This is a genomic window from Streptomyces albireticuli, from assembly GCF_002192455.1.
Taxonomy (GTDB): Bacteria; Actinomycetota; Actinomycetes; order Streptomycetales; family Streptomycetaceae; genus Streptomyces; species Streptomyces albireticuli_B.
Window position 1 is genome coordinate 2,943,326 of record NZ_CP021744.1, and the last position, 26,076, is coordinate 2,969,401.

Annotated in this window: 22 protein-coding genes and 1 pseudogene; 11 read left to right on the forward strand and 12 right to left on the reverse strand. The window is 73.4% G+C overall.

Annotated features, from left to right (window positions below; translation table 11 throughout):
• Positions 1 to 3: 3 nt before the first annotated feature.
• The 5 genes from SMD11_RS12330 to SMD11_RS12350 all read right to left on the reverse strand — a co-directional run bounded on the left by SMD11_RS12330 (position 4) and on the right by SMD11_RS12350 (position 5,391).
• Positions 4 to 1,347 (reverse strand): CpaF family protein, encoded by a 1,344-nt coding sequence (locus SMD11_RS12330; RefSeq protein WP_087926509.1) that lies wholly within the window; start codon positions 1,345 to 1,347, stop codon positions 4 to 6.
• Positions 1,344 to 1,967: a TadE family protein gene (locus SMD11_RS37055; RefSeq protein ID WP_087926510.1), complete on the reverse strand. Its 624-nt coding sequence runs from the start codon at positions 1,965 to 1,967 to the stop codon at positions 1,344 to 1,346. Before SMD11_RS37055 ends, SMD11_RS12330 begins: the two co-directional genes overlap by 4 nt.
• Positions 1,968 to 1,970: 3 nt before the next feature.
• Complete coding sequence (locus tag SMD11_RS12340; RefSeq protein WP_087926511.1) at positions 1,971 to 3,629, reverse strand: AAA family ATPase; 1,659 nt, start codon at positions 3,627 to 3,629, stop codon at positions 1,971 to 1,973.
• A gap of 15 nt (positions 3,630 to 3,644) precedes the next feature.
• Positions 3,645 to 4,367 (reverse strand): Flp pilus assembly protein CpaB, encoded by a 723-nt coding sequence (gene cpaB / locus SMD11_RS12345; RefSeq protein ID WP_199843860.1) that lies wholly within the window; start codon positions 4,365 to 4,367, stop codon positions 3,645 to 3,647.
• An 85-nt stretch (positions 4,368 to 4,452) separates the two neighbouring features.
• Positions 4,453 to 5,391, reverse strand: a complete 939-nt coding sequence (locus SMD11_RS12350; RefSeq protein WP_199843861.1) for a hypothetical protein — start codon at positions 5,389 to 5,391, stop codon at positions 4,453 to 4,455.
• A gap of 296 nt (positions 5,392 to 5,687) precedes the next feature.
• Here SMD11_RS12350 and SMD11_RS12355 point away from each other — a divergent pair, with 296 nt between their 5' ends.
• Positions 5,688 to 7,433, forward strand: a complete 1,746-nt coding sequence (locus SMD11_RS12355) for a chitinase (RefSeq protein WP_087926512.1) — start codon at positions 5,688 to 5,690, stop codon at positions 7,431 to 7,433.
• 77 nt (positions 7,434 to 7,510) lie between these two features.
• On the opposite strand, the gene SMD11_RS12360 is transcribed toward SMD11_RS12355, so the two are convergent.
• Positions 7,511 to 8,368 (reverse strand): S1 family peptidase, encoded by an 858-nt coding sequence (locus SMD11_RS12360; protein WP_087926513.1) that lies wholly within the window; start codon positions 8,366 to 8,368, stop codon positions 7,511 to 7,513.
• 299 nt (positions 8,369 to 8,667) lie between these two features.
• Here SMD11_RS12360 and SMD11_RS12365 point away from each other — a divergent pair, with 299 nt between their 5' ends.
• The 3 genes from SMD11_RS12365 to SMD11_RS12370 all read left to right on the forward strand — a co-directional run bounded on the left by SMD11_RS12365 (position 8,668) and on the right by SMD11_RS12370 (position 10,525).
• Positions 8,668 to 9,978 (forward strand): M14 family metallopeptidase, encoded by a 1,311-nt coding sequence (locus SMD11_RS12365; protein ID WP_087926514.1) that lies wholly within the window; start codon positions 8,668 to 8,670, stop codon positions 9,976 to 9,978.
• 104 nt (positions 9,979 to 10,082) lie between these two features.
• On the forward strand, positions 10,083 to 10,214 hold the full coding sequence (locus tag SMD11_RS36830; protein ID WP_267896817.1) for a hypothetical protein: 132 nt from the start codon (positions 10,083 to 10,085) through the stop codon (positions 10,212 to 10,214).
• Complete coding sequence (locus SMD11_RS12370; RefSeq protein ID WP_087926515.1) at positions 10,211 to 10,525, forward strand: hypothetical protein; 315 nt, start codon at positions 10,211 to 10,213, stop codon at positions 10,523 to 10,525. Before SMD11_RS36830 ends, SMD11_RS12370 begins: the two co-directional genes overlap by 4 nt.
• Positions 10,526 to 10,584: 59 nt before the next feature.
• Here SMD11_RS12370 and SMD11_RS12375 read toward each other — a convergent pair whose 3' ends face one another.
• The 4 genes and pseudogenes from SMD11_RS12375 to SMD11_RS36350 all read right to left on the reverse strand — a co-directional run.
• Positions 10,585 to 10,989 (reverse strand): RidA family protein, encoded by a 405-nt coding sequence (locus tag SMD11_RS12375; RefSeq protein WP_087926516.1) that lies wholly within the window; start codon positions 10,987 to 10,989, stop codon positions 10,585 to 10,587.
• 56 nt (positions 10,990 to 11,045) lie between these two features.
• Entirely contained in the window at positions 11,046 to 11,795 is a 750-nt protein-coding gene (locus SMD11_RS12380) for an IclR family transcriptional regulator (RefSeq protein WP_087926517.1), read from the reverse strand.
• Positions 11,796 to 11,853: 58 nt separating this feature from the next.
• Positions 11,854 to 12,930: a PfkB family carbohydrate kinase gene (locus SMD11_RS12385; protein ID WP_234366394.1), complete on the reverse strand. Its 1,077-nt coding sequence runs from the start codon at positions 12,928 to 12,930 to the stop codon at positions 11,854 to 11,856.
• A gap of 236 nt (positions 12,931 to 13,166) precedes the next feature.
• Positions 13,167 to 13,428 (reverse strand): annotated as a pseudogene (locus tag SMD11_RS36350) (PfkB family carbohydrate kinase); the annotation flags it as partial.
• A 203-nt stretch (positions 13,429 to 13,631) separates the two neighbouring features.
• Here SMD11_RS36350 and SMD11_RS12390 point away from each other — a divergent pair.
• The 4 genes from SMD11_RS12390 to SMD11_RS12405 all read left to right on the forward strand — a co-directional run bounded on the left by SMD11_RS12390 (position 13,632) and on the right by SMD11_RS12405 (position 18,419).
• Positions 13,632 to 14,942, forward strand: a complete 1,311-nt coding sequence (locus tag SMD11_RS12390; protein WP_418952519.1) for an amino acid deaminase — start codon at positions 13,632 to 13,634, stop codon at positions 14,940 to 14,942.
• Positions 14,943 to 15,008: 66 nt separating this feature from the next.
• Positions 15,009 to 16,622, forward strand: coding sequence for an N-acyl-D-amino-acid deacylase family protein (locus tag SMD11_RS12395; RefSeq protein WP_087926518.1), 1,614 nt, complete (start codon positions 15,009 to 15,011; stop codon positions 16,620 to 16,622).
• Positions 16,623 to 16,709: 87 nt separating this feature from the next.
• Positions 16,710 to 17,921, forward strand: a complete 1,212-nt coding sequence (locus SMD11_RS12400) for a pyridoxal phosphate-dependent aminotransferase (RefSeq protein ID WP_087930453.1) — start codon at positions 16,710 to 16,712, stop codon at positions 17,919 to 17,921.
• A gap of 84 nt (positions 17,922 to 18,005) precedes the next feature.
• A complete protein-coding gene (locus tag SMD11_RS12405; protein WP_087926519.1) occupies positions 18,006 to 18,419 on the forward strand; it encodes a hypothetical protein in 414 nt (137 codons plus the stop codon).
• A 64-nt stretch (positions 18,420 to 18,483) separates the two neighbouring features.
• Here SMD11_RS12405 and SMD11_RS12410 read toward each other — a convergent pair whose 3' ends face one another.
• Positions 18,484 to 20,313: a phosphoenolpyruvate carboxykinase (GTP) gene (locus tag SMD11_RS12410; protein WP_087926520.1), complete on the reverse strand. Its 1,830-nt coding sequence runs from the start codon at positions 20,311 to 20,313 to the stop codon at positions 18,484 to 18,486.
• Positions 20,314 to 20,580: 267 nt separating this feature from the next.
• Between SMD11_RS12410 and trhA the strand changes: the two genes are divergently transcribed.
• The 3 genes from trhA (at position 20,581) to SMD11_RS12425 (ending at position 23,711) form a co-directional block, all read left to right on the forward strand.
• On the forward strand, positions 20,581 to 21,303 hold the full coding sequence (gene trhA / locus SMD11_RS12415; protein WP_087926521.1) for a PAQR family membrane homeostasis protein TrhA: 723 nt from the start codon (positions 20,581 to 20,583) through the stop codon (positions 21,301 to 21,303).
• Between the two features lie 298 nt (positions 21,304 to 21,601).
• Positions 21,602 to 23,077: an MFS transporter gene (locus SMD11_RS12420; protein WP_087930454.1), complete on the forward strand. Its 1,476-nt coding sequence runs from the start codon at positions 21,602 to 21,604 to the stop codon at positions 23,075 to 23,077.
• 10 nt (positions 23,078 to 23,087) lie between these two features.
• On the forward strand, positions 23,088 to 23,711 hold the full coding sequence (locus tag SMD11_RS12425) for a TetR/AcrR family transcriptional regulator (RefSeq protein WP_087926522.1): 624 nt from the start codon (positions 23,088 to 23,090) through the stop codon (positions 23,709 to 23,711).
• Between the two features lie 99 nt (positions 23,712 to 23,810).
• On the opposite strand, the gene SMD11_RS12430 is transcribed toward SMD11_RS12425, so the two are convergent.
• Positions 23,811 to 25,928 carry a thioredoxin domain-containing protein gene (locus tag SMD11_RS12430; protein ID WP_087926523.1) on the reverse strand — a complete coding sequence of 706 codons (2,118 nt, stop codon included), beginning with the start codon at positions 25,926 to 25,928 and terminating at the stop codon, positions 23,811 to 23,813.
• Between the last annotated feature and the right edge of the window lie 148 nt (positions 25,929 to 26,076).

Consider the following 26,076-nt stretch of genomic DNA (forward strand, 5'->3'; position numbering starts at 1 on the left):
CGGCTACCTCTGCCTCGCCTCTCGGAGGGTGAGATCGGTGGGGAAGGCCGCGACGCCGAAGGCCTGCGGTACGGACTCGTCGGCCATCCGCAGCCGTTCCGCGACGCGCTCGGGGACCGGGAAGCAGGAGAACGCGCCGCGCACGATGCGGTCCGAGCCCATCGGCCGGGCGTCGAAGCGGCAGACGGTGGCCAGCCGGTAGTCCTCGCGGCCGTGCGAGTCGAGGAGGGCGATCTCGGCGACGCGCCGGCTGCCGTCGGCCTGCCGGGTGAGCTGGATCAGGCAGTCGACGGCGCTGTTGATCTGGTCCCGCAGCGCCTCGTAGGGGATCTTCACCTCGGACATGGACGCGAGCGTCTGGAGCCGCATCAGCGCGTCCTCGGCGCTGTTGGCGTGGACGGTGGCGAGCGAGCCGTCGTGGCCGGTGGACATGGCCTGGAGCATGTCGAGCGTCTCGCCGCCGCGCACCTCGCCGACGATGATGCGGTCGGGCCGCATGCGCAGGGAGTTGCGCACGAGGTCGCGGATGGTGATCCGGCCCTTCCCCTCCACGTTGGGCGGCCGCGATTCGAGGCGGATGACGTGCGCCTGTTGCAGCTGGAGCTCGGCGGCGTCCTCCACGGTGATGATGCGCTCGCCCTCGGGGATCAGCCCGGAGAGGGCGTTGAGCAGCGTGGTCTTGCCGGATCCGGTGGGCCCGGAGACCACCACGTTGAACTTCGCCCGGACGAGCGCGGAGAGCAGCAGCAGCATCCGCTCGTCCAGCGTGCCCATGCCGATGAGCTCGGGGAGGGTGTACGCGCGGGGGAAGCGGCGGATGGTGAGCGTCGCGCCGTTGAGCGCGAGCGGCGGGATGATGACATTGACGCGCTCGCCGCTGGGCAGCCGGGCGTCGACCATCGGATTGGACTCGTCCACCCGGCGGTTGACGGTGGAGACGATGCGCTCGATGGTCTGCATCAGCTGCTCGTTGGAGGCGAAGCGGACGGGGACGAGCTCGACCCGGCCGGCCCGCTCGACGAAGATCTGGTCGGGTCCGTTGACCATGATCTCGGTGATGGAGGGGTCCTCCAGCAGCGGTTCGAGGACGCCGAGGCCCAGCGCCTCGTCGACGACGCTGCGGATGAGCCGGTCGCGCTCGGCCGTGGAGAGCACCGGGCCCTCCCGGCTGATGATGTGCCCGAGGACGCGCTCCAGGCGGCTGCGGCGCTCGCCGGCCGCGAGCGCGGACATCTCGGCGAGGTCGATCTCCTCCAGCAGCTTGGCCCGGTAGACGGGCACCAGGTGGCCCGACTCCCGTCCGTCGGGCGGCGCTTCGGGGGCGACGATCCGGGCCCGCAGGCTCATGGCGCACTCCTCGGATTCGGACGCGGGTACGGGTACGGGTCCACGTCGGCGGGGCAGGCCATGGTGGCGCGCCGGGTCACGGCCGGGTCGCCGAGGAAGGGGAGGACGGCGGGGATCTCGACGGTGACGGTCGCGGTGGTCCTTCCGCCGCCGTCGCACGGGGCCGCCTCCGGGGGGCCGTCCGTCCGCAGCCACCCGCTGAGCGCGGCCCGGCCCGCGTCGCCCGGCGACATCCGGGGGTCGTCCAGCGTGGCCGTGCGCGCCGCCGCCCGCGCCGCGCTGCCGGCCTGCTGCGTGGCGTACGCGGCGAGCCCGAGCTGCACGGCCGCGAGCCCGACGAGCAGCAGCACGGGCAGGAAGCCGAGGAACTCGATGGAGGCGGTGCCCCGGTCCCGGGCGGTACGGCGGGGGGCGCGGGCCCCCGGGTCCGTACGGCTCCCCTCCCCGGCCGTCGGGCCGGGTGAGGAGCGCGAACCGGGGCGGACGGGCCGGGCACGACGGCGGGCACGGACCCCGCGCGCTGACGGCGCCCCGGCGGCCTCCCCCGCCTCACCCGGCTCCGCCCGCCGCCGGGCGAGGCACCGGCTCACCCGCCCCTTCGCGCCGCCCGCGTACCCCATCGCTCAGTCCTCCCTCGCCGCGCCGGCCGAGCCCTCGACCGTCCAGGGCCAGTCGACCGCCCCGGGGAAGAGCACCGGGACGGGCAGCGCCACCCGGGCGCGATAGACGCCGCCCTCGGCGCCGCAGCCGATGCCGCCGTCGCCCCACGCGCCCGGGACGTCCGCGCGGGCCGCGCTCACGCAGTCACCGCCGGCCGCGCCCGCCCGCGCCCCCTTGTCCGCCGCGTCCCCGGCGAGCGAGTAGGTGTAGCCGACGAGGACGCACTGCCAGACCACCGCGAGCGCCACCAGGATGAGCGGGAGCAGGCCGAGGAACTCGACGGCCACCTGCCCCCGGTCGCCGCCCCGGCGCCGGAAGCGGCTCGCCGGTACGGGCGCGAGCTGGTCGGGGCCGGTGCCGCCGGGGCCCAGCGCGGCGCGGCGGCGGCGCAGGCCGCCGGTGAGCGAGCGGTCGGCGTGGGCCGGGCCCCGGGAGCCGCCCGGGGCGGGGGCGGCGAGCCCGAGCTCGGCGGCCAGGGCCCACAGCGCCTGCCGGACGGGCGACCGGGCGTCGAGGTCCTGCATCCGGCCGGAGTCGACGGCGGGCTGGAGGTCCTTGTAGCCGGCCGGGACCGTCGTGCGGGCGGTCTTCGTGCCCGTGGTGCGCTCGACGAGGGGCGGCTGGATCTCGGCGCTCCGGGTGTGCCGGTTGACGACGGTCGTGGTCTCCTCGGCCTTGCGGATCTGGAGCCGCTCCCAGAGCCGGACCATGCGCTTGGCGCCCCTTACGGACACCACGTCGGGCGTCGTGACGAGCAGGGCGACGTCGGCCAGTTCGACCACGGCGGCCCCGGCGGCGGTGATCTGGGTGCCGCAGTCGACGACGACCAGTTCGTACCGGGCGCGCAGGGCGGTGGCGATCTGGCGGGCGGCGAGGTCGCCGACCTCCTCGCCGCGCTCGCCCTCGGCGGGGGCGAGCAGCAGGCCGGGGCCGGCCGGGTGGGGGAAGACGGCGTCCTGGAGGACGCGGGGGGAGATGTCGCTGATGCCGGCGAGGTCGGCGATGGAGCGGCGGAACTGGACGTCCAGGTAGGAGGCGACGTCGCCGGACTGGAGGTCCAGGTCGACGAGGGCGACGGCCCGCCCGGCGGCGCTCGCGGCGAGGGCGAGCTGGACGGCGGTGACGGTCGTGCCCACCCCGCCCTTGGCGCCGACGACCGCGACGAGCGAGCCGCCGGCCCCGCCCTCCGTAAGGGCCTCCGGGCCGCTGCCGAGGTGCTTGCGGACGCCGGTGGCCCAGTGGGCGGCGGCCTGCACACGGGCGCCCAGCTCCTCGTAGGAGAGCGGGAGCCCGGCGAGGCCGCGGGCGCCGGCGTCCATGGCGGCGGCGTAGAGCGCGGGGCTGGGGGTGGCGGTGACGAGGACGACCCCGGTGGCGGGGAAGCGGAGGGCCACCTCACGGATGAGTTCGAGGGCCGGTAAGGGCCCGAGGCGTTCGTGCACGAGGACGACCTCGGGGAGGTCCGCGACCGAGGCGGCGGCCAGGACGGCGAGGGTGTCCAGGAGCCGGGTCGCGTCCTCGGCCACGCGCAGCGGCTCGACGCCGGGGAGCTGGCCGAGGAGCCCGCCGATGGCGCGGGCGGCGTCCGGGTCACCGACGGCCGGGAGGATTCTGATCGTCACGGTGTCCCCTTACCGCTATTTGTCGCCGTCGAGCGTGTACGTGCGGTCGCCGCTGCTGATCTCGTCGTCGCCGCCGGGCGCGACGAGCGCGAGCCGCACATGGGAGGCGAACGACTCGGCGTACGCGACCCGCTGGGCGTCCTTGGTGTCCAGGGCGAAGGTGATCGGCACGGCCTCGCCGGCCCGCCGGGTGGTGGCCGCCGTGGTGCCGCCGTCCCGGTCGAGGGCCTTGAGCCGGCCCACGGCGATGACCCGGGCGTTGCTGACGATGACCTTGGACACGGGCTTGGTGCCCTGGTCCTTGCCGTCGAAGGTGGCGTAGATGTTGACCTTCGAACCGGCGTTGATCTTCCCGGCGACGCCGGTGGCCGCGTCGATCATGATGGCGATCTCCTGCTGGCCGGGGCCGACCTCCGGCCGGGAGACGATCATGTCCTCCTGGAGCAGGGAGCCCTTGTGCAGCGGGGTGACGGCGATCTTGCCCTTGAGGGCGGCGAGGTCGGTGACGGCGGTCGCCGGCAGCCAGCGCCTGGGCACCGAGATCTTCTCGAAGCTGCCCCGGGCCTCCTCCAGGTGCTGGTAGGCGGGGATGTCGGCGCGCAGCCGGTAGGCGGTGGTCTCGGGGCCGACCTTCGACTCGGCGTCGTGGACGACGGAGAAGACCCCGGCGAAGGCGCCGAGAGCGCAGAGGACCGACAGGAGCAGCAGGACGATCCCGCGGCGCTGACGTGAATTCATGGGGCGGCGAACCTCGTTCGGGACGTGGCCGGGACGCGGGGACGGAGGGGGCGGCCGGGCGGCCGGCGCGGCGCGGGCACGGGGGTCAGCGGCCGGCCAGGGCGGTGCGGGCGCGGCCGGGCGGCCCGGCCAGGGCGGTACGGGCGCCACCGGTCCGCCCCGCGCCCGGTCCGGCGGCCGGGCCGGCGGTGCCGTCGGCGCGCGGCAGCGGTCCGGCGCAGAACGCGCAGCGGTCACCGATGAGTTCGAGGCCGCACCAGTGGCACTGCTCCCTCCTTACGGACGACACGAGCTGGTAGAGCACGGTGGGATCGGGGATGGCGGCGGCGAACTCGACGACGCCCCGGCTCCCCCACCAGCGCCCGGATTCCGCGGGCAGCGGGGCCTCCTGGACGCCCTGGACGCGCCAGTGGGGGGCGAGGGTGCCGAGCACCCAGTCGTCGCCCTTGGCGGGTCTGGCGCGCGCGACGGTCATCCGGGTGCCGAAGCCGGGGCCGGTGGGCACCTCGCCGCCCCCGCCGATGCGGAAGAGCCGGCGCGCGGGGTTGACGAGGACGCCGAACCGGGAGCCGGGCACGAGCGAGGCCAGGTGGGCGCCGAGCCCGACGTCGACCCGGTCCAGCCCGCCCACACCCGGCAGTTGGGCGCCCGCGTAGACGTAGTGGGCGAGGAGCCGGGCCGCGGAGGCGAGGACGCCGGGGCTGAGGTCGGAGAGGGACAGCTGGCGCAGCTGGCGGGCCAGGACCGCGACGGCCAGCGGTGGCAGCGCGACGGGCAGCAGGGCCAGCCGGCCGGTCTCCAGCACGGACCGGATCGTGTGGAGGCGCCGGACGTACGGCGCGGGCAGCGAGTCCGGGTAGAGGGCGACGACATGGCCGCACCGCTCCAGCAGGACGGCCGTCTGTGTGACGGCGGTGTCCAGCGGCTGCTCCTCGGGCGGGCGGAACACGGCGGCGTCGGGTGCCTGCCCGTCGGGCGGTGAGATCACCAGGTCGAGGCTGGTGACTGCTATCGCAAGGGGCACGTAGGCTTCCCCGTTCACTCCGGACGCGGTGGGCTGCGGCGGACGCAGATCGATACTGCCCTGTGCTGATGCCCCCGCACTTTATCCACGAACGGGGCGGCTGAGAACCGGTCCTCGGGGTTTGCCCACGCGTGCCCGCGGTGGCCTGGCGGTCTTCCCGTGAACCTTGACGAACGTATTGACGGATGCATTGGCCTAGACCATCTTTACGCGCACAAGGCGGCGCCCGTCCCCACAGCTCCACCTCGGCCGCTCGCCCGCACCACCCTCGACTCCCTTCCCACCGGAGGCCCCTCATGGACCGTGCGCGGCACATCGGAAGAATCTTCAGAAGAGGACCCGGGCGAGGGTCCGGATCCGGCCGGGGCCTGGCGCGCCGGCTCGGCGGCGCCCTCGCCGCGGCCCTCCTCGCGGCCGGCGGGCTCGCCGGCCTGGACGCCGGGACCCCCGCCGCGGCGGCCGGCGCCGCGAACCTCGCCCGGAATCCCGGCTTCGAGTCGGGGCTCTCGTACTGGGCCTGTTCGGGTGACAGCGGCACCGTGGTTCCCTCCCCCGCCCGCAGCGGCACGGGCGCGCTCAAGGCCACCCCGGCCGGCGCCGACAACGCCCGCTGCGCGCAGACCGTGAGCGTGCTGCCCAACTCCTCGTACACACTGAGCGCGTGGGTCCGGGGCGCGTACGTGTACCTCGGCGCGAGCGGCACCGGGACGACGGACGTCTCGACGTGGACGCCGTCCGCGGCCGACTGGCAGCAGCTGGCCACCTCGTTCACGACCGGCCCGAGCACGACCTCGGTCACGGTCCACACGCACGGCTGGTACGGGCAGGCCGCCTACTACGCCGACGACGTCTCCCTGAGCGGCCCCGGCGGCGGCGACCCCGGTGAGCCGGTGCCCGGCGCCCCCGAGGGCCTCAAAGCCGGGACCGCCACGGCCACTTCCGTCGGCCTGTCCTGGAACCCCGTCCAGGGCGCGACGGGCTACCACGTCTACCAGGACGGCACGCGGACACAGTCCGTGGCGGGCGCCTCGGCCACCGTCACCGGGCTCACACCGGCCACCTCGTACCGCTTCCGGGTGACGGCCGTCAACGGAGCGGGCGAGTCACCGGGTTCGGCCGAGGTCACCGTCACCACGGCGGCCGGGAACGGCGACGGGCCCGCCGTGCCCAAGCACGCCGTCACGGGCTACTGGCAGAACTTCGACAACGGCGCCACCGTCCAGAGGATCAGCGACGTGCAGAGCCAGTACGACATCATCGCCGTGGCCTTCGCGGACGCCACGCCGACGCCCGGCGCCGTCACCTTCGCCCTCGACCCGGCGCTGAAGTACTCCGAGGCGCAGTTCAAGGCCGACATCGCGGCCAAGCGGGCGGCGGGCAAGGCGGTCGTCGTCTCGGTCGGCGGCGAGCGCGGCACGGTGACCGTCAACGACGCGGCGTCCGCCGAGAACTTCGCGAACAGCCTCTACACCCTGATGCAGACGTACGGCTTCGACGGGGTCGACATCGACCTGGAGAACGGGCTCAACCCGACCTACATGACGCAGGCGCTGCGCTCCCTGTCGGCGAAGGCGGGCAGCAAACTCGTCATCACCATGGCCCCGCAGACCATCGACATGCAGTCGACGTCGGCCGGCTACTTCAAGACCGCGCTGAACATCAAGGACATCCTTACGGTCGTCAACATGCAGTATTACAACAGCGGTTCGATGAACGGCTGCGACGGAAAGGTCTACTCGCAGGGCTCGGTCGACTTCCTCACTGCGCTGGCCTGCATCCAGCTGGAGGGCGGTCTGGCGCCGTCCCAGGTCGGGCTCGGCCTGCCCGCCTCGACGCGGGGCGCGGGCAGCGGCTACGTCGCGCCGTCCGTGGTGAACAACGCGCTCGACTGCCTGGCCAAGGGCACGGGCTGCGGCTCGTTCAAGCCCGCGAAGACGTACCCGGGGATCCGGGGCGCGATGACGTGGTCCACGAACTGGGACGCGAGCGCGGGCAACGCCTGGTCGAACGGGGTGGGCCCGCACGTCCACGGGCTGCCGTAGCCGCCCCCCTGCCGTAGCCGCTCCCCCCGGCGCCGGGCGGGCCCGCGGGCCCGCCCGGCGCTTCGCGCGCGAGACCCTTACGGCTTGGGGAGGGTGCACCCCGGGAGCCCGAGGTCGATCTTGTTGCCGGTGCCCACGCACTTGGTTATGCCGTACGTCTGCTGGGCGTAGTTGATGCCCTGGCGGACGGTGACCTGGCCGTTCTCGTCGACCTCGCACGGGTTGTTCATCGTGCAGCGCTCACCGCTCTCGTTGCCGGTGTTGTTGATCGCGACCACCTTGCCCGTGGTGGCGTCGACGACGGGCGAGCCGGACGTGCCGCCTATGACGTTGCACGACGAGGTGTAGCGGAGCGAATCCTTCCAGGTCCAGTCGCCCTCGCGGAGGCGGTAGGCGAACCCGTCGACGTTGCAGGAGTAGATCCGCTTCCAGTAGCCCGAGACGACCTTGATCGCCGTGCCGGCGGTCGGGTGGTCGGGCGAGAGGCTCAGCGCGCTGATGTTGTAGCGCTGCTTGATCTGCGCGTACGTGGTGTTCAGCTCGTACAGCGTGACGTCCGTGTCGGTCATCGTGGCGTACGAGATCTTGGTGGCGCGGAGCGTGGCGACCTTGCCCGCGGTGGAGTTGAGCAGGCTGAAGGTGCGGCTGGAGGCGCGGTCGGTGATGACCTCGCCGGCACCGGGCATGCCGGTCTCCAGGCAGTGGCCGTTGGTCATGACCAGCGCCGGGTCCGTGTCGGCGGAGCCGGGCATCCGGACGAGCGAGCCGGAACAGTTGCTGAGCGCGACGGTACCCGCGAAGTCGACGGCCTTGGGCTTGGCGGCGGGGGCGGCGGAGGCGGGCGCCACGCCGGTGCCGACGAGGGCCGCGCCGGCGAGCGTCAGCGCCGAGAGGGCGCCGAGGAGAGGTCGTCCGGCGAGGGGCTGGAGGGCCATGGGGGGTGTTCCTCTCTTGACCTGGGGTCCGAGTGACCTGTGATCCGGGTGATCCGTGATACGAGTGGCCGGGAGACGGGCGATCCGTGGCACGTGTGACCCGTGATCCGATCCCATCGGTTTTGACGTGTGCATTGTTGGTTCGGAGGAGAGCGTGCGCAATCAATCGGTCAGAAGTGAAAGGGAAGTTGGCCTGATTCGCTCACACGCGGACACTTGACCGGTTCATGCCATCTCTCGACACTGGCCACGGCTCATACCCCCCACCCGTCGCACGACCTCACCCCTGAGGAGACCGCATGCGACCGCGACCGCACGGCAGAGGACGGTGGGCCGCCGCCCTCGCCGCCGTGCTGACCATGGCCCTGGCCGTCCCCGCCGCCTCCCGCGACGAAGCGCGGACCTCGCACTCGTACGAGGTCACCGGACCGCGCACGGCCGCCCAGCGCACCGCCGTGGCCGCCACCGGCGCCGCCATCGACGCCGTCCGCCGGGACTCCGTCGTCATCACGGCGGACGCCGGGCAGGCCGAACGGATCCGTGGGCTCGGCTACCGGGTGCGCGCCCTGCCCGGCCCGCCGGACCGCTCGGGCGGCGGCGAGTCGACGCCCTTCGACTTCCCGCCCGCCGACGCCAAGTACCACAACTACGCCGAGGCCATGGCGGAGGTCGACGCCGGCGTCGCCGCCCACCCGGCCATCATGAGCAAGAAGGTCATCGGCAAGTCCTACGAGGGCCGGGACATCGTCGCCGTCAAGATCAGCAAGAACGTGGCCGCGGACGAGGACGAGCCCGAGGTCCTCTTCACCGCCCACCAGCACGCGCGCGAGCACCTCACCGTGGAGATGGCCCTCTACCTGCTCAAGGAGTTCGGCTCGAAGTACGGCACCGACCCGCGCGTCACCAAGATGGTCGACAGCCGGGAGATCTGGGTCGTGCCGGACGTCAACCCCGACGGCGGCGAATACGACATCGCGTCCGGTTCGTACCGCAGCTGGCGCAAGAACCGCCAGCCCAACGCCGGGTCGAGCAGCCGGGGCACGGACCTCAACCGCAACTGGGACTACAAGTGGGGCTGCTGCAACGGCTCCTCGGGCAGCACCGGCTCCGAGACCTACCGTGGCACGGCACCTGAATCCGCGCCCGAGGTGAAGGTCCTCGCCGACTTCGTCCGCGGCCGGGTCGTCGGCGGGAAGCAGCAGATCAGGACCGCCATCGACTTCCACACCTACAGCGAGCTGGTCCTCTGGCCTTACGGCTGGACGTACAACGACACCGCCCCCGGCCTCAGCCAGGACGACCACGACGCCTTCGCGGCCGTCGGCAAGACCATGGCGGCCAGCAACGGCTACACCCCCGAGCAGTCGAGCGACCTGTACATCACCGACGGGACCATCGACGACTGGCTGTGGGGCAGCCAGCGGATCTTCGCGTACACCTTCGAGATGTATCCGGGCGCGAACGGCACGGGCGGCGGCTTCTACCCGCCGGACGAGGTGATCGACCGGGAGACCGCGCGCAACCGTGACGCGGTGCTCAAGCTCCTGGAGACCTCGGACTGCGTGTACCGGGCGATCGGGAAGGAGCAGCAGTACTGCCCGAAGGCCTGACGGGCGACGAGCGCGCCGGCGCCGGGCTCGCGGGAACACCCGCGGGGAGATCGGCGTCGGCGTACTCTCGTTGCCGACGTAAGGCGGGCCAGGGAGGATGACCCATGTCGCTACCCCCGGAGAAGGACTGCCCCGACTGCTGCGGGTCGGGGAACGCCACGTGGGAGTCGCACGAAGGCGACGAGGTCACCACGCAGTGCAGCGGGTGCCTCGGGACGGGCACGGTGCTCGCGTGACCGCGGGTGAGCGCGACGTCCCCGTGAAGCGGGCCCAACGGACCCCGCTCGCGCCCGAACTCGTCGGCACGGCCCTGTGCGTCGTGTGCCACGAACGGACGATGAAGCTCCCCGGCCACAACGGCGGTGTGTGCATCGAGTGTTACGCCAGGGAGGCCAACGCGGATGTGCGGATCGCCCGGGCGTCGCACTCCTGGGTACCGGCGAACTTCGTCGGCCGCCCGTGCCTCGCCTGCGGCAGCGAGGACGTCGACGCCAACGGCTATCTCTTCTGGTGCGCCAACTGCCGCATGGTCACGCGCGTCGTCTGACGGCCCCTGCGGAGCCGTGCGCCGTGGCGGGCGGGCGGCCCCGCCCGCCACGGTGGGCGTCAGTCGAGCACGGCGAGCGCGTCTATCTCGACCAGCAGGCCGTCGGGCAGGCCCACGTAGACGGTCGTACGGGCCGCCGGGGCCTCCTTGAGGTCGGCGAGGAACTCGTCGTAGACCTCGTTCATCTCGGCGAAGTGCGCGGTGTCCGTGAGGTAGACGCGGAGCATGACCACGTCCTCCAGGCTCGCGCCGCCCGCCTCCAGGACGGCCTTGACGTTGGCGAGGGTCTGCCGGGTCTGTTCGCGCAGGGTCGGTCCGGCGACGACGGGCTCCTGGCCCGGCTCGACGGGCAGGAAGCCCACCTGTCCGGCGACCTGGAGGATGTTGCCCTTACGGACGCCGTGCGAGAACTTGGCGGGCGCGGCGGCGTGGCCCGCGGGGTGGACGGCGGTCTTCTGCGTCATGACTCTTCCTTAAGTTCGTCATTCGTAAGGGGGACGGTCGGGACGGTCTCCGGAGCTCACGGGAGGGGCCTCCCGGAGTACTCCGCGCTGATCGCCTCGGCGGTGCGGCGCAGCAGCGGGAGCAGCGCGAGGAGTTCCTCGGCGGTGACGACGACGTTGGGCGCCGAGATGGAGCAGGCGGCGACGACGCGGCCGTCCACGCCCCGCACGGGCGCCCCGACGCAGTTGATGGACTCCTCGTGGCCGCCGAGGTCGGTGGCCCAGCCCTGCTCGCGCACGGTCGCCAGCTCCTTGAGGAAGGCGGCGGCGTTCGGCGTCGACCGTGAGGTGTAGGCCGGGTAGTCGAGCCGCTCGGCGAGCGCGCGGCGCTCGGGCTCGGGGAGGTCGGCGAGGAGCAGCTTGGCGACGGCGGCGACGGTGATCGCGACCGGCTTCCCGATCCGGGAGTACATCCGTACGGGGTAGCGGCTCTCGACCTTGTCGATGTAGAGGACCTCGCCCTCCTCGTGCACCGCGAGGTGCACGGTGTGGCCGCACGCCTCGTTGAGGGCGACGAGGTGGGGGTGGGCGATCTCCCGCACGTCGAGGCTCTCGACGGCCTGCTGCGCGAGGGCGAACAGGCGGGCGCCGAGGCGGTAGCGCTGGTCCTGCTGGCGGTGGACGAAGCCGTGCTCGTGCAGGGTGCGCAGGAGGCGCAGCGCGGTGGACTTGTGGACGCCGAGGCGGGTCGCCACCTGTTCGAGGTTGGCGGGGCCCTCGGCGAGGAGCGGGAGGATGGTCAGCGCCCGGTCGACGGTCTGGCTCATGCGTCCGGCCCGCCGTTCCCGTGCGGGACGGTCGTGGCGCGCGGGCGCGCGGGGTCGTTCATGCGGTGCGGTCCTCCACCTCGGCGTACGGGGCCTCGGCCGCCGGCGGACGGTCCGTCCAGCCGGGGCCGAGTCGCAGTCTCCCCCAGGCGGCGTCGTCGAGCGCGGCCAGCCGGTCGGCGTCCGCCCGGCGCGGCGGCACGCCGAGGTCCCCGGCGGCGGTGAGCGCGGCGGCGGCCATGAGGTGCCCGTGCCGCAACCGCGCCCGGACGTCCAGCCCGCGCAGGACCCCGGAGAGGAACCCGGCGGCGAAGGCGTCACCGGCGCCGACGGGGGCGACGACGTCGACGCGGAGGGCGGGGACGGAGACGACGCGGTCGGTGGGGGCGGCGGGGGCCGGTGATCGACCGGTGCCGGGGGTACGAGGCGCGGGACCGCCCCGTTCCGCGGAGGTCCGCTCCTCGGAGACGGGCTCGCCGGGGGCGTCCGCCGCCGCGGGCCCCGCGCCCCGCTCCCGTACGTACGCCACCGCGCCCGCCGCGCCCCGTTTGACGACCAGGACGTCCGGTTCGGGGAGCGCGGCCCGGATCGCGGACGGGCCGTGGAGGCCCCACGCCGCCTCCGCCTCGTCCTCGCCGACGAAGACGAGGTCGCAGCGGCGCGCCAGCTCGGCGAGGACGGCGGGGCCCTCCGCGGTGTCCCGCCACAGGCCCACGCGGTAGTTGACGTCGAAGGAGAGCAGCGGGCGGCCGGGCAACGAGGGGGCGGTCAGCTCGCGGACGAGGGCGAGGCAGCCGGCGGAGAGCGCGGGGGTGATCCCGGTCAGGTGCAGCACCCGCCCGGCCCAGGCGGCCGCGCGGGGGACGAGCTCCGGGGACATGGCGGAGGCGGCGGACCCGGCGCGGTAGTAGGCGACTTCGGCGAGCCCGGCGGCGGAGCCGTCCGGTGCCGGATCGGCGGGCTCGGCGTCCGCGTGGGGGGACGCCGTCGCAGGGGCGTCCGGGCCGGCACCGGCCCGCGAACCCGCCGGCGCACCGCCTGAGCCGTCCTGTGCCGGATCGCCGGGCGCCGCGTCCGCGCGCACGACCACGGCGGCGTCCGGCACCCGCCCGCGTACGGCCGCGCGGGAACCCACCGCCGCAGGGTCCCCGGGGCCCGCGCCGGGGCCGACCGGTGGTGCCGGAGCGGAGGGCGGGACGGCCGCGCGAGGGCCCGCCGTCGCAGGGCCCTCCGGGCCCGCACCGGCCCGCGAACCCGCCGGTGCCCCACCGGGGCTCTCCGGCGGGGCCTCCGCGCGGGCGCCCGTCGGCGTCGGATAGTCCGGGGCGGTACCCGCCGGGCCGCCGGCCGCCGCCCGCCCCTCCGTCACCGCCCGTTCCCCCGCCGTCCGGAAGTAGACGCCCGTGGGCCGCAGCGGGTCGCGCTGGACCGCCGAGACGTCCACGCCGTACGCGGCGATCGCCGAGACCACGTAGTCGCCGAAGCCGTCCGCGCCCACCCGGCCGATCCAGCGCGTGTGGTGGCCCGCCGCCGCGAGCGCGCAGGCGACGTTCGCCTCCGCGCCGCCGACGCCCCGCGCGAAGGACGGCACGTCGCCGAGGCCGCCGGGGCGTGAGGGGCGGAAGGCGACCATGGCCTCGCCGAGGCACACCACCTCCGCGCGCGTCCCGTCACCGCCGCCGACAGCCACCCGTACCCCTCGTTCGCCGATCCGCCCGCCGCGCGGGCCATGTGACGGCGCCCCAGGTGTCCGGGGCGACCGTTGACCCTGCGCCTGCCGGGATGTTAGACAGCGGTGAGCGATATACGCAATGGATGTTGCACATACTGCAACTGATGTTCACGGGAGGCTCCATGGCCGGCGCCGGACCCTTCAGCGAGGCCGCCGTCGCGCGCCTCGCCGAGGAGCGCCTCGACCACCGCTTCAAGGGTCTGCCCCCGGACGCCGGGGGCCTGACCGTCGGCGCCCTGGCCGCCGAGCGCCGCCCGCTGTTCACCGGCGGCTTCACCACTCCCGTGCTCACCCTCTCCTCCGCCGCGCTCGACCACAACCTCGCCCTCATGGAGCGCTGGTCGGCCGACCGCGGCCTCAGCTTCGCCCCGCACGCCAAGACGGCCATGGCCCCGCAGCTCTTCGCGCGCCAGCTGGCCCGGGGCGCGTGGGGCCTCACCGCCGCGACCCCCGCCCAGGTCCGCGTCCACCGCGCCTTCGGCGTCCGGCGGATACTCCTCGCCAACGAGGTCGTGAACGCCGCCGCCCTGCGCATGCTCGCCGCCGAGCTCGCCGCCGACCCCGCGTTCCACCTGCTCACCTACGTCGACTCGGTGCGCGGCGTGGAGCTCATGGACACCGCCCTGCGCGCGGCCGGTGCCACGCGCCCCCTGGACGTCCTCGTCGAACTGGGCACCGACGGCGGCCGCACGGGGGCGCGCACCGAGGCGGAGTGCGCCGCCGTCGCCGACGCCGTGGCCGCCACGGACACCCTGCGCCTGGCCGGTGTCGCGGGCTACGAGGGCGAGATACCGGATGCCGACACCGGGCGCGTACGGGCGTGGCTGCGGCGGCTGACCGCGCTCGCCGTGGAGTTCGACGAGGCGGGCCGGTTCACGGACGTGGCGGAGATCGTGGTGAGCGCCGGCGGCAGCTCGTGGTTCGACGCGGTCGCCGACGTCCTCGGGGAGCTCCCGCCGCTGTCCGCCCCCGTGCGGAAGGTGCTGCGCGCCGGGGCCTACGTCGCCCACGACGACGGCTTCTACCGCCGCAGGACACCGTTCAACCGCCACCCGGACCAGGGCGGACTGCTCCCCGCGCTCCGGCTGTGGGCCCAGGTCGTCTCGCGCCCCGAGCCGGGCCGCGCGTACCTCGACGCGGGCAAGCGCGACGCCCCGTACGACCTCGACCTGCCCGAACCGCAGCTCGTGCGCTCCGCGCGCGACGGTTCCGTGCGGAGCGCCACGGGCCTGACGGTCGTCGCCCTCGCCGACCAGCACACGTTCGTGGAGCTGGCGGAGGGCGCGGAGCTGGAGGTCGGGGACTGGGTGGGGCTGGGGCTGTCGCACCCGTGCACGACCTTCGACAAGTGGCAGCTGATCCCGCTGGTCGAGGAGGACGGCACGGTCACGGAATACGTCCGCACGTTCTTCTGACCCACCGGCCCGGCCACCCGGGTGCGGGAGGCGGCGGGGCCGGGGCCAAGGAAAGGGCACACCACCATGGACACCGTCCTCCGCGACGTCCGCGTCATCGACGGCACCGCCGGCCCCTCCTACCGGGCCGACGTCGCCCTGCGGGACGGCCGTATCGCCGAGATCCGCAGAGAAGGACAGGGCCGCCGCCCCGGCGGCGGGCGCGTCCTCGACGCCCACGGCCTCGCCCTCTCCCCCGGCTTCATCGACATGCACGCCCACAGCGACCTCGCCCTCCTCCGCGACCCCGCCCACGAGGCCAAGGCCGCCCAGGGCGTGACCCTTGAGGTCCTCGGCCAGGACGGCCTGTCGTACGCGCCCGTGGACGACCGCACCCTCGCGGAGGTCCGCGCCCAGATCACCGGCTGGAACGGCGGCGGGCCCGGGGACACGAGCGTCGACTTCGACTGGCGGACCGTCGGCGAGTACCTGGACCGGCTCGACCGGCAGGGCACCGCCGTCAACGCCGCCTACCTCGTCCCGCAGGGCACCGTGCGGATGCTCGCGGTCGGCTGGGAGGACCGGGCGGCCACGCCCGCCGAGCTCGGCCGGATGAAGCGGCTGGTCGCCGAGGGCCTGGAGCAGGGCGCCGTCGGCATGTCCTCCGGCCTCACCTACACGCCCGGCATGTACGCCGGCGACGCCGAGCTCACGGAGCTGTGCCGGGTCGTCGCCGCCTACGACGGCTACTACTGCCCGCACCACCGCTCGTACGGGGCCGGGGCGCTCGGCGCGTACGCGGAGATGATCGCCCTCACCCGCGAGGCGGGCTGCGCCCTGCACCTCGCGCACGCGACCATGAACTTCGGGGTGAACGAGGGCCGCGCCCCCGAACTGCTGGCGCTGCTCGACGCCGCGCTCGCGGACGGCGCCGACATCTCCCTGGACACCTATCCGTACACCCCGGGCTGCACCACGCTCGTCGCGATGCTGCCGAGCTGGGCGGGCGAGGGCGGCCCGGAGGCGGTCCTGGCGCGGCTGCGGGACGACGCGACGGCCGAGCGCGTCCGGCACGCGATGGAGGTCGAGGGCGCGGACGGCTGCCACGGGGTGCCGATCGACTGGGACGCCATAGAGATCTCGGGGGTGGCGGACCCGGCGCTGGCCGGGTACGTCGGCCGGACGGTCGCCGCCCTCGCCCGCGCGCGCGGCGAGCGGCCCTGGGCCGTCGCCCGTGGGCTGCTGCTGGCCGACCGGCTGGGGTCGACGATCCTCCAGCACGTGGGGCACGAGGAGAACGTCCGGGCGATCATGCGCCATCGCGCGCACACCGGCGGCAGCGACGGGATCCTGCACGGCGCCAAGCCGCACCCCCGCGCGTACGGCACGTTCCCGCACTACCTGGGCCGCTACGCGCGGGAGCTCGGGGTGCTGCCGCTGGAGGAGTGCGTGGCGCATCTCACGTCGCGGCCCGCGGCCCGGCTGAGGCTGCCGGACCGGGGTCTCGTGCGCGAGGGATACCGCGCCGACCTGGTGCTCTTCGATCCGGAGACCGTGGCCGCCGGTGCCACTTTCGAAGCCCCGCGGACGCTTCCGACCGGCATTCCTTATGTCCTGATTGCCGGACGCTTTGTGATGGAAGACGGACGCCGGACGGACGTCCTGGCGGGGCGGACGGTCCGGCGGTCGCCGGGGCGCTGACCGGGGCCTCCGGGCGGCCCGGCCGGGGCATCCGGTGTGACGGGAATCCACGCGCGGGGGTCCCGGAGCCCCCGTATGGTGGCCGTCATGCAGGTGATCCAGTCAACGAAGCTCGCCAACGTCTGCTACGAGATCCGTGGCCCGGTGCTCGAGGAGGCGATGCGGCTGGAAGCGGCAGGTCACCGCATCCTCAAGCTCAACACGGGCAACCCAGCGACCTTCGGTTTCGAGTGCCCGCCGGAGATCCTCGAGGACATGCTCCGCAACGTCGGCAGCGCACACGGCTACGGCGACGCCAAGGGGCTGCTCTCCGCCCGCCGGGCGGTGGTGCAGCACTACGAGACCAAGGGCATCGAGCTGTCCGTCGAGGACGTCTACCTCGGCAACGGCGTCTCGGAGCTGATCCAGATGTCGATGCAGGCACTGCTCGACGACGGCGACGAGGTGCTCGTCCCCGCACCCGACTATCCGCTGTGGACGGCGTCCGTCTCGCTGGCCGGCGGCACGGCCGTGCACTACCGCTGCGACGAGCAGTCGGACTGGATGCCGGACCTCGCCGACGTGGAGCGGAAGGTCACCGACCGCACCAAGGCCATCGTCATCATCAACCCCAACAACCCCACGGGCGCGGTCTACGACGACGAGATGCTGCGCGGCCTGACGGAGATCGCCCGCCGCCACAACCTGATCGTCTGCTCCGACGAGATCTACGACAAGATCCTCTACGACGACGTCACCCACACGCCGACCGCGGCCATCGCCCCGGACCTGCTCACCCTGACCTTCAACGGCCTGTCGAAGTCCTACCGGGTCGCCGGCTACCGCAGCGGCTGGATGGCGGTCTGCGGCCCGAAGGCGCACGCCGACAGCTACATCGAGGGCCTGACGATCCTCGCCAACATGCGCCTGTGCGCGAACATGCCGGCGCAGCACGCGGTGGCCACGGCGCTCGGAGGCCGGCAGTCGATCAACGACCTGGTACTGCCCGGCGGCCGGCTGCGCGAGCAGCGGGACGTGGCGTACGAGCTGCTGACGCAGATCCCCGGTGTGACGTGCGTGAAGCCCAAGGGCGCGCTGTACGCCTTCCCCCGGCTCGACCCCAAGGTCTACAAGATCAAGGACGACCGGCAGATGGTCCTGGACCTGCTCCGGGCCGAGAAGATCATGGTCGTGCACGGCACCGGCTTCAACTGGCCGGAGCCCGACCACTTCCGCCTGGTCACGCTGCCGAACACCAAGGATCTGGCGGAAGCGGTGACCCGGATCGGCACCTTCCTGGACGGCTACAGCCAGCCCTGAGGAAGATCCCGTTCTGTAGGTAAAACAACTTTAGACGCCGTCTAAGTTAGGATGGCCTTCTGAGGTATTTCCAGGAGGCCATCCATGTACGAGCCAATCCGGACGCAGTCGGTCCACAGCCTGGCCGCACAGCACTGGAGCAAGCGCGAGCTGCGCCGCTCCCGCGAGGAGCAGCTGGACATCCGGCTCGCGGGGCACCTCACCGCGCTGCTGACGGTCACCGACGAGCTCCGCGCCCTCACGCCGTCCGGCGCGCTGGACGACGCCGCGGACCGGCTCGCCGATCTGATCACCCGGCTGCGCGGCAGCTCCCCGCTCCGCGCGGCCCCGTCCGCGGACCACGCCACCCCCGCCCGCGTCGACGCCCTGCACCAGCGGGCGCACCAGCTCGCCGGACAGGCGCTGGTCGTCGCCGTGTCGGCGAAGGACACGGCCGGCGAGGCCGTCGCCGGGGAGCGCCTGCGGGCGCACGCGGCGGCGCTGGGCATCCCCGCCTGACCGGCGGGGCCGTACGTCACTTCGCGCAGGTGCTGGAGGCCGGGCCTCCAGCACCCTCCCGGCCTCAGCCCAGGCGCCGCACCAGCGCCCGGTACTCGTCCCACAGCTCCTTCGGCGTGTGCTCGCCGAACGTGTTCAGGTGCTCGGGGATCAGCGAGGCCTCCTCACGCCAGACCTCCTTGTCGACGGTCAGCAGGAAGTCGAGGTCGTCCGCTCCCAGGTCGAGGCCGTCCGTGTCGAGGGCCTCCTTCGTGGGCAGCACGCCGATCGGCGTCCCGACGCCCTCCGCCGTGCCGTCCAGCCGCTCGACGATCCATTTGAGCACCCGGCTGTTCTCGCCGAAGCCCGGCCACACGAACCGGCCGGCCGCGTCCTTGCGGAACCAGTTCACGTAGTAGATCTTCGGCAGCTTGGCCTGGTCCTTCCCCTTGCCGACCTCCAGCCAGTGACCCATGTAGTCGCCCATGTTGTAGCCGCAGAACGGCAGCATGGCGAAGGGGTCGCGGCGCAGCTCACCGACCTTGCCCTCGGCGGCGGCGGTCTTCTCGGAGGCGACGTTGGCGCCGAGGAAGACGCCGTGCTGCCAGTCGAAGGACTCCGTCACCAGCGGCACGGCCGAGGCGCGGCGGCCGCCGAAGAGGATCGCCGAGATCGGCACGCCCTTGGGGTCCTCCCACTCGGGCGCGATGATCGGGCACTGCGCGGCGGGGACGGTGAAGCGGGCGTTGGGGTGGGCGGCGGGGGTGCCGCTCGCCGGCGTCCAGTCGTTGCCCTTCCAGTCCGTGAGGTGCGCGGGCGGCTCCTCCGTCATGCCCTCCCACCACACGTCGCCGTCGTCGGTGAGGGCGACGTTGGTGAAGACGGAGTTGCCCCACATGGTCTTCATGGCGTTGGCGTTGGTGTGCTCGCCGGTGCCGGGCGCGACGCCGAAGAAGCCGGCCTCGGGGTTGATGGCGTAGAGCCGGCCGTCCTCGCCGAAGCGCATCCAGGCGATGTCGTCGCCGATGGTCTCGACCGTCCAGCCGGGGACCGTGGGCTCCAGCATGGCGAGGTTGGTCTTGCCGCAGGCGGAGGGGAAGGCGGCGGCCACGTACTTCGCCTCGCCGCGCGGCGGGGTGAGCTTGAGGATGAGCATGTGCTCGGCGAGCCAGCCCTCGTCGCGGGCCATGACGGAGGCGATGCGCAGCGCGTAACACTTCTTGCCCAGCAGGGCGTTGCCGCCGTAGCCGGAGCCGTAGGACCAGATCTCGCGGTCCTCGGGGAAGTGCGAGATGTACTTGGTGGTGTTGCACGGCCACGGGACGTCGGCCTCGCCCTCGGCCAGCGGGGCGCCGAGGGTGTGGACGGCCTTGACGAAGAACCCGTCGGTGCCGAGCTCGTCGAGGACGGCCTGGCCCATCCGGGTCATGGTGCGCATGGAGACGGCGACGTAGGCCGAGTCGGTGATCTCGACACCGATCGCGGAGAGCGGGGAGCCGAGCGGGCCCATGCAGAAGGGCACGACGTACATCGTGCGGCCGCGCATGGAGCCGCGGAAGATGCCGCCCTGGTCGTCCTTGCCCCGGAAGATCTCCCGCATCTCGGCGGGGGCCTTCCAGTGGTTGGTCGGGCCGGCGTCCTCCTCCTTCTCGGAGCAGATGAACGTGCGGTCCTCGACGCGGGCCACGTCACTCGGGTCGGAGGCGGCGTAGTACGAGTGGGGGCGCTTGACGGGGTCGAGTTTGCGGAAGGTGCCCTTGGCGACGAGCTCCTCGCACAGGCGCTCGTACTCGGCCTCGGAACCGTCGCACCAGACCACCTGGTCCGGCTGGGTGAGGGCGGCGATCTCGTCGACCCAGGAGATCAGCTCCTGGTGGTTGGTGAGAGTGGTGGGAGCCGCATTGCTGCGCGCCACGATCGCTCCGTCCCGCCGGGGACCACACTGACCCCGGCGTCAGATTTGAGGGTTGACGGACCTCGCGCCCTGTCGCCCGCTCGGTCCGCTGCTGTGGAAGGTGCCCCTTGGGGGCTGCGACCCAGACGCTTCGTGACCGCTCATCCGGTGCCGCCCGCACTCATTTGATCATCCGACTCCGCCCCGCTTCTGTCCAGGGGGCGCCCCCGTGACCATCGCCACGTGGTACTGATCCGTAACTTACGGTGCCGTAGGTACCATGCCGCCATGACTTCCGCGCCCGACGCAGCGCTTCCCGCGCAGCCCGCCCCCGCCGGCGCCGCGGCCGCCGCCCCGCCCGGCCTCCCCCTGCCGAACGCCAAGCCGCGCCTGCGCGGCTGGCTGCACGCCGGCATGTTCCCCGCGGTCCTGATCGCCGGCGTGTTCCTGACCGCCCTCGCGGACAGCACCCGCGGCCGCATCGCCTGCGCGGTCTACGTGCTCTCCGCCTGCCTGCTCTTCGGTATCAGCGCCCTCTACCACCGGGGCGACTGGAGCCCCAGGGTCAACGCCGTGCTCCGCCGGCTCGACCACGCCAACATCTTCCTGATCATCGCCGGCACCTACACGCCGCTGACCATGCTGCTCCTCCCCGACGGCAAGGGCCAGGTGCTGCTCTGGGCGGTCTGGGCGGCCGCGGCGGCGGGCATCGCCTTCCGCATGTTCTGGGTCGGCGCGCCGCGCTGGCTCTACACCCCCTGCTACATCGCCATGGGCTGGGCCGCCGTCTTCTTCCTGCCGGACTTCCTGCGGAAGGGCGGCATCGCGGTGCTCGTCCTCGTGATCGTCGGCGGGCTGCTCTACAGCGTGGGCGGCGTCATCTACGGCATCAAGCGCCCCAACCCGTCCCCGCGCTGGTTCGGCTTCCACGAGGTCTTCCACTCGCTGACGCTGGCGGCGTTCATCGTGCATTACGTGGGCATCTCACTGGTCGCCTATACGCACGCCTGAGCCGGGCCCCTGCCCAGGGGCACCCACCACGCAGCCTCCAAGGCCGCGACCTCGACGAGGTCGCGGCCTTCGTCGCTCCCGGGGCGCGGCCTCCGCCGAGTGCGCCGCCCTCCGGCGCGCGCCCCCGCCGAACGCACCGAAGAGACCGGTCTCGATTGACAGTCTGCATCTTTTGAGAGTTACTTTCATTTGACGTCAACTCTCTTGGAGGTGTGTCTTGAGTACCCCGCTCGCACCCGAGGCCGAGGCCGGGCTCGACCCGCGCCGCTGGTGGGCCCTGGGCGCCCTGGTCGCCTGCATGCTGGTCCTCGGCTTCGACGGCACGATCCTCAACGTGGCCCTGCCGGTCATGGCCACCCAGCTCGGCGCCGACACCGGCGAACAGCAGTGGATCGCCAACTCCTACTTCGTCGTCTTCGCCGCCCTGATGCTCCCCGCGGGCCTGCTCGGCGACCGCTTCGGCCGCCGGCGGATGCTCCTGACCGGGCTCACGGTCTTCCTCGCGGGCTCGCTGCTCGGCGTCTTCGTCGACTCCCCGGGCCTGGTCATCGCGGCCCGCTCGGTCCTCGGCGTGGGCGGCGCGCTGATCATGCCGCTGGCCATGGCCGTACTGCCCACGCTGTTCCCGCCCGAGGAGCGCACCAAGGCCGTGGGCGCGGTCTCCGCCGCCTCCGCGCTGGGCATGCCGCTCGGCCCGATCGTCGGCGGCTGGCTGCTCGACCACTTCTGGTGGGGCTCGATCTTCCTGATCAACGTCCCGCTGGTGCTGCTCGGCATCGCCGCCTGCGTCTTCCTGCTCCCCGAGACCCGTGACCCGTCCTCCCCCAAGGTCGACGCCGTCTCCACCACCCTCACCGTCACCGGCCTCGGCGCCTTCGTCTTCGGGCTCAACGAGGGCCCCACCCGCGGCTGGAACTCCCCCTTCGTGCTCGGCGCGCTCGTCCTCGCCGTACTGCTGCTGACCGGCCTGGTCCTGCGCGAGCGGCGGCGCGCCCGGCCGATGCTCGACCTCGCCCTCCTGCGCCACGGCGGCTTCCTGTGGAGCACGATCGCGGCGTCCCTGGTCTCCTTCACCCTCATGGGCCTGCTGTTCGTGCTGCCCACCTACCTCCAGGCCGTGCTGGGTCTGGACGCCTTCGGCACCGGCCTGCGGATGATGCCGATGATGGGCGGCCTGCTGGTGGCGGCCCGCGCCGCCGGGCCGCTCGTCAAGAGGTTCGGGCCGCGCCCGGTCATCACCGGCGCCCTGTTCGTGATGGCCGTCGCCGGGCTGCTCGGCAGCCGTACGGACCTCCACGACGGCTACGGCTGGACCGCGCTGTGGCTGACCCTCGCCGGATTCGGCTTCGGCTTCGGGATCATCCCCGCCATGGACGGCGCCCTGGGCGCCTTGCCCCGCGACCGCACGGGCAACGGGTCCGGCCTGCTGATGACGCTCCGCCAGGTCGCCGGGGCCGTCGGCATCGCGGTCCTCGGCAGCCTGATCGCCGGGGCCTACACCTCGCGGCTCGACACCACCGGGCTGCCGCCCGCCGCGGCCGACGCGGCCTCGGACTCCCTCGGCCGCGCCCACCAGGTGGCCGCCGAGCTGGGCAGCAAGGCCCTGGCCCGCTCGGCGGACAGCGCCTATCTGCACGGCATGGACCTCGCGCTGCTGGTCTGCGCGATCGCCGGCATCGCCGCCGCGATGCTCACCGCCGCCTTCCTGCCCAACGGGCGCGACAAGGCGGCCACCGGGGACCACGGCGTGGTCGCCGAGAAGGTCGATGCCTGAGAATGCTGCCATGGCCTCCGCAGACACCTCCTCCGCCGCGACGCCCGGGCCCCGGCTCGGGCTGCGCGAGCGGAAGAAGATCCAGACCCGTCAGGCGATCCGCCGCGCCGCCTACCGGCTCTTCGAGAAGCAGGGGTACGACGCGACCCCGGTCGACCAGATCGCCGAGGCCGCGGACGTCTCCCCCAGCACGGTCTTCCGCTACTTCCCCACCAAGGACGACATCGTCCTGACCGACGAGTACGACCCGCTGCTGGAGGCGGCGATCCGGGCCCGGCCGATGAGCGAGTCACCGGTCGAGGCCATCCGGCAGGGGGTCCTCTCCTCGATGCGCCACGTCATCGACAGCGACGTCGTCGAGCTCAAGCAGCGGACCAGACTCGTCCGCGAGGTGCCCTCGCTGCGCGGCCGGCAGGCCGAGGGCATGGGCGAGTCGGCGCGGATGCTCTGCGGCGTGCTGGCCGAGCGCACCGGCCGCCCGGCCGACGACCTGGAGCTGCGGGTCGTCATCGCCGCCGTGCTCGCGGCGATGCACGAGGCCCTGATGCGCTGGGTCGAGCAGGGCCAGACCGAGGACCTGATCGCGCTCATCAGCCGCACGCTCGACGTCCTCGACCGGGGCCTCACCCTCTGAGCCCTCCGAGGCTTCTGAGTCCTCCGAGCCCTCCGGGCCGCCGGGCCCGGGACGGCCGCCGGAGCCCGCCGACCACCCAGGACCGGCCCCGGCCCGGGGTCACGTCCTCGCGGCCAGGCTCGCCGCCAGCACCGCCGGGTCGTCCGTCGGCCGCCGGCAGGTGAAGTCCCGGCAGACGTACGCGGCCGGCCTGCCGTCGAGCAGCGGCCGCCCGGAGAGCAGCGGCACCTCCTCCGAGCCGACCTCGCCCACGGCCACCGCCAGCCCGGGGGCCGTCGACAGCAGGGCGGTGCGGTGCAGGGCGAGCGTCGCCGGGTGATCCTGCGGGCCGACGACGGCGACCTCGCGAGGCCCGTCCAGCAGCGCCTCGGCGGCGGCGAGACCCCAGCTGATGAAGCGCGGCGCCTTCGGGCCGAGCGCCCGCACCACACCGAGCGCGCGCTCCGCCGCCTCCCGGTGCGGGGCGCTGCCCGTGTAGGCGGCGTACGTCAGCAGGGCGCCGCAGGCCGCCGTCCAGCCGGAGGGCGTCGCGGTGTCCGTCGGGTCCTGCGGGCGGCGGATCAGGGCCTCGGCGTCGTCGGCCGTGTCGAAGAAGCCGCCGTCCTCGCCCCGGAAGTGTGCCAGGACGGAGTCCAGCAGCAGCCCCGCGAAGTCCGTCCACACCCCCTCGCCCGTGACCGCGGTGAGCGTGAGGAAGCCCTCGGCCACGTCCGCGTAGTCCTCCAGGACGCCCGCGTGGGCGCCCGCCACGCCGTCCAGGGAGGTGCGGAACAGCCGCGCGTGCCAGTCCATGTGGGTGCGGACGAGCAGATCGGCGGCGTCCGTCGCGGCCTGCACGAGATCCGGGCGGTCGAAGTACGCGCCGGTCTCCGCCAGCGCGGCGATCGCCAGGCCGTTCCAGGCGGCCACGATCTTGTCGTCCCGGCCGGGACGGGGCCGGGTCTCCCGCGCCGCCAGCAGCTTGCGGCGCACGGCGGCGAGCCGCCCCGCCTCCAGCAGGACCTCGGTGTCCGGCAGCTGGAGGACCGAGGCGCCCTCCTCGAACGTGCCCTCCTTGGTCACCCCGAAGTGGGCGGCCGCCAGCTCGCCGTCCTCCTCGCCCAGGACCTCCTTCAGCTGCCCCGGCGTCCACACGTAGAAGGCGCCCTCGGCGTGCGCGCCGGTGCCTCCCCCAGCTACCGCTGGGAGGTGCCCCAATTCGTCTACGACTCCGCTGTCGGCGTCCAGCGCCGACGCGAAACCGCCCTGGTCGGTGCGCATCTCGCGGACCAGGAAGTCGGCCGTCTCCAGGGCGACACGGCGGGCGAGCCCCGATCCGGTGACCCGCCACAGGTGCGCGTACACCCGGCAGAGCAGGGCGTTGTCGTAGAGCATCTTCTCGAAGTGGGGCACCGTCCACGTGGCGTCCACCGCGTACCGCGCGAAGCCGCCGCCGAGCTGGTCGTAGATCCCGCCGCGGGCCATGGCCTCGCAGGTGGCCTCCACCATCTGGAGGGCGCCCTCGGAGCCCGTACGGGCGTGGTGGCGGAGCAGGAACTCCAGGGTCATGGACGGCGGGAACTTCGGGGCGCCGCCGAAGCCGCCGCGCACGGCGTCGAAGTCCCGGGTGAGCCCCATCAGGGCCTGGTGGAGGTGCTCGGGGCCGGGCGGCCGGGGCACGGAGCCGGCCCCTCCGTCCTCGCCGTCGGCGTCCTCCTCGGCGAGGCTCAGGGTGAGGGTGCGCTCCGACAGATCGCGCACGATCCGGCCGGCGACCTCGCCGACCTCCTCCCGGCGGTCGGCCCACGCGGCCCGGACGCCCTCCAGCACCTGCGGGAAGGACGCCGTGCCGTGCCGGGGCTCGGGCGGGAAGTACGTGCCGAAGTAGAACGGCTCGGCCCCGGGGGTGAGGAAGACCGTCATGGGCCAGCCGCCGTGGCCGGTGGCCGCCTGCACGGCCTCCATGTAGACCGCGTCGACGTCGGGGCGCTCCTCGCGGTCGACCTTGACCGGGACGAAGTGCTCGTTGAGGAACGCGGCCGTGTCGTCGTCCTCGAACGATTCGTGCGCCATCACATGGCACCAGTGACAGCTGGAGTACCCGACGCTCAGCAGCACGGGCACATCGCGCCGCCGGGCCTCCTCGAAGGCCTCGGGCGACCACGGCCACCAGTCCACCGGATTCTCGGCGTGCTGGAGGAGGTACGGGGACGTCTCATGCGCCAGGCGGTTCGGCATGACCCCATCCTTCCCCAACCCGGCCCGATCGGTGAGTTGTCCACAGGCTTGATCGGGACACGGCGCCCGGAAGGAGGACGGGGGCGCGAAGGGGTACGGCGGGGCGCGGCCGGGCGCGGGCACGCCCGAAGGCGACCGCGGCCCGGTG

Coding starts and splice junctions, on each gene's coding strand:
- SMD11_RS12365 (WP_087926514.1), top strand. CDS start 8,668: ATGCGACCGCGACCGCACGGCAGAGGACGGTGGGCCGCCGCCCTCGCC.
- SMD11_RS37055 (WP_087926510.1), bottom strand. CDS start 1,967: ATGGGGTACGCGGGCGGCGCGAAGGGGCGGGTGAGCCGGTGCCTCGCC.
- SMD11_RS12395 (WP_087926518.1), top strand. CDS start 15,009: ATGGACACCGTCCTCCGCGACGTCCGCGTCATCGACGGCACCGCCGGC.
- SMD11_RS12405 (WP_087926519.1), top strand. CDS start 18,006: ATGTACGAGCCAATCCGGACGCAGTCGGTCCACAGCCTGGCCGCACAG.
- SMD11_RS12355 (WP_087926512.1), top strand. CDS start 5,688: ATGGACCGTGCGCGGCACATCGGAAGAATCTTCAGAAGAGGACCCGGG.
- SMD11_RS12430 (WP_087926523.1), bottom strand. CDS start 25,928: ATGCCGAACCGCCTGGCGCATGAGACGTCCCCGTACCTCCTCCAGCAC.
- SMD11_RS12360 (WP_087926513.1), bottom strand. CDS start 8,368: ATGGCCCTCCAGCCCCTCGCCGGACGACCTCTCCTCGGCGCCCTCTCG.
- SMD11_RS12420 (WP_087930454.1), top strand. CDS start 21,602: ATGCTGGTCCTCGGCTTCGACGGCACGATCCTCAACGTGGCCCTGCCG.
- SMD11_RS12330 (WP_087926509.1), bottom strand. CDS start 1,347: ATGAGCCTGCGGGCCCGGATCGTCGCCCCCGAAGCGCCGCCCGACGGA.
- cpaB (WP_199843860.1), bottom strand. CDS start 4,367: ATGAATTCACGTCAGCGCCGCGGGATCGTCCTGCTGCTCCTGTCGGTC.
- SMD11_RS12400 (WP_087930453.1), top strand. CDS start 16,710: ATGCAGGTGATCCAGTCAACGAAGCTCGCCAACGTCTGCTACGAGATC.
- SMD11_RS12390 (WP_418952519.1), top strand. CDS start 13,632: ATGTTCACGGGAGGCTCCATGGCCGGCGCCGGACCCTTCAGCGAGGCC.
- trhA (WP_087926521.1), top strand. CDS start 20,581: ATGACTTCCGCGCCCGACGCAGCGCTTCCCGCGCAGCCCGCCCCCGCC.
- SMD11_RS12375 (WP_087926516.1), bottom strand. CDS start 10,989: ATGACGCAGAAGACCGCCGTCCACCCCGCGGGCCACGCCGCCGCGCCC.
- SMD11_RS12380 (WP_087926517.1), bottom strand. CDS start 11,795: ATGAGCCAGACCGTCGACCGGGCGCTGACCATCCTCCCGCTCCTCGCC.
- SMD11_RS36830 (WP_267896817.1), top strand. CDS start 10,083: ATGTCGCTACCCCCGGAGAAGGACTGCCCCGACTGCTGCGGGTCGGGG.
- SMD11_RS12425 (WP_087926522.1), top strand. CDS start 23,088: ATGGCCTCCGCAGACACCTCCTCCGCCGCGACGCCCGGGCCCCGGCTC.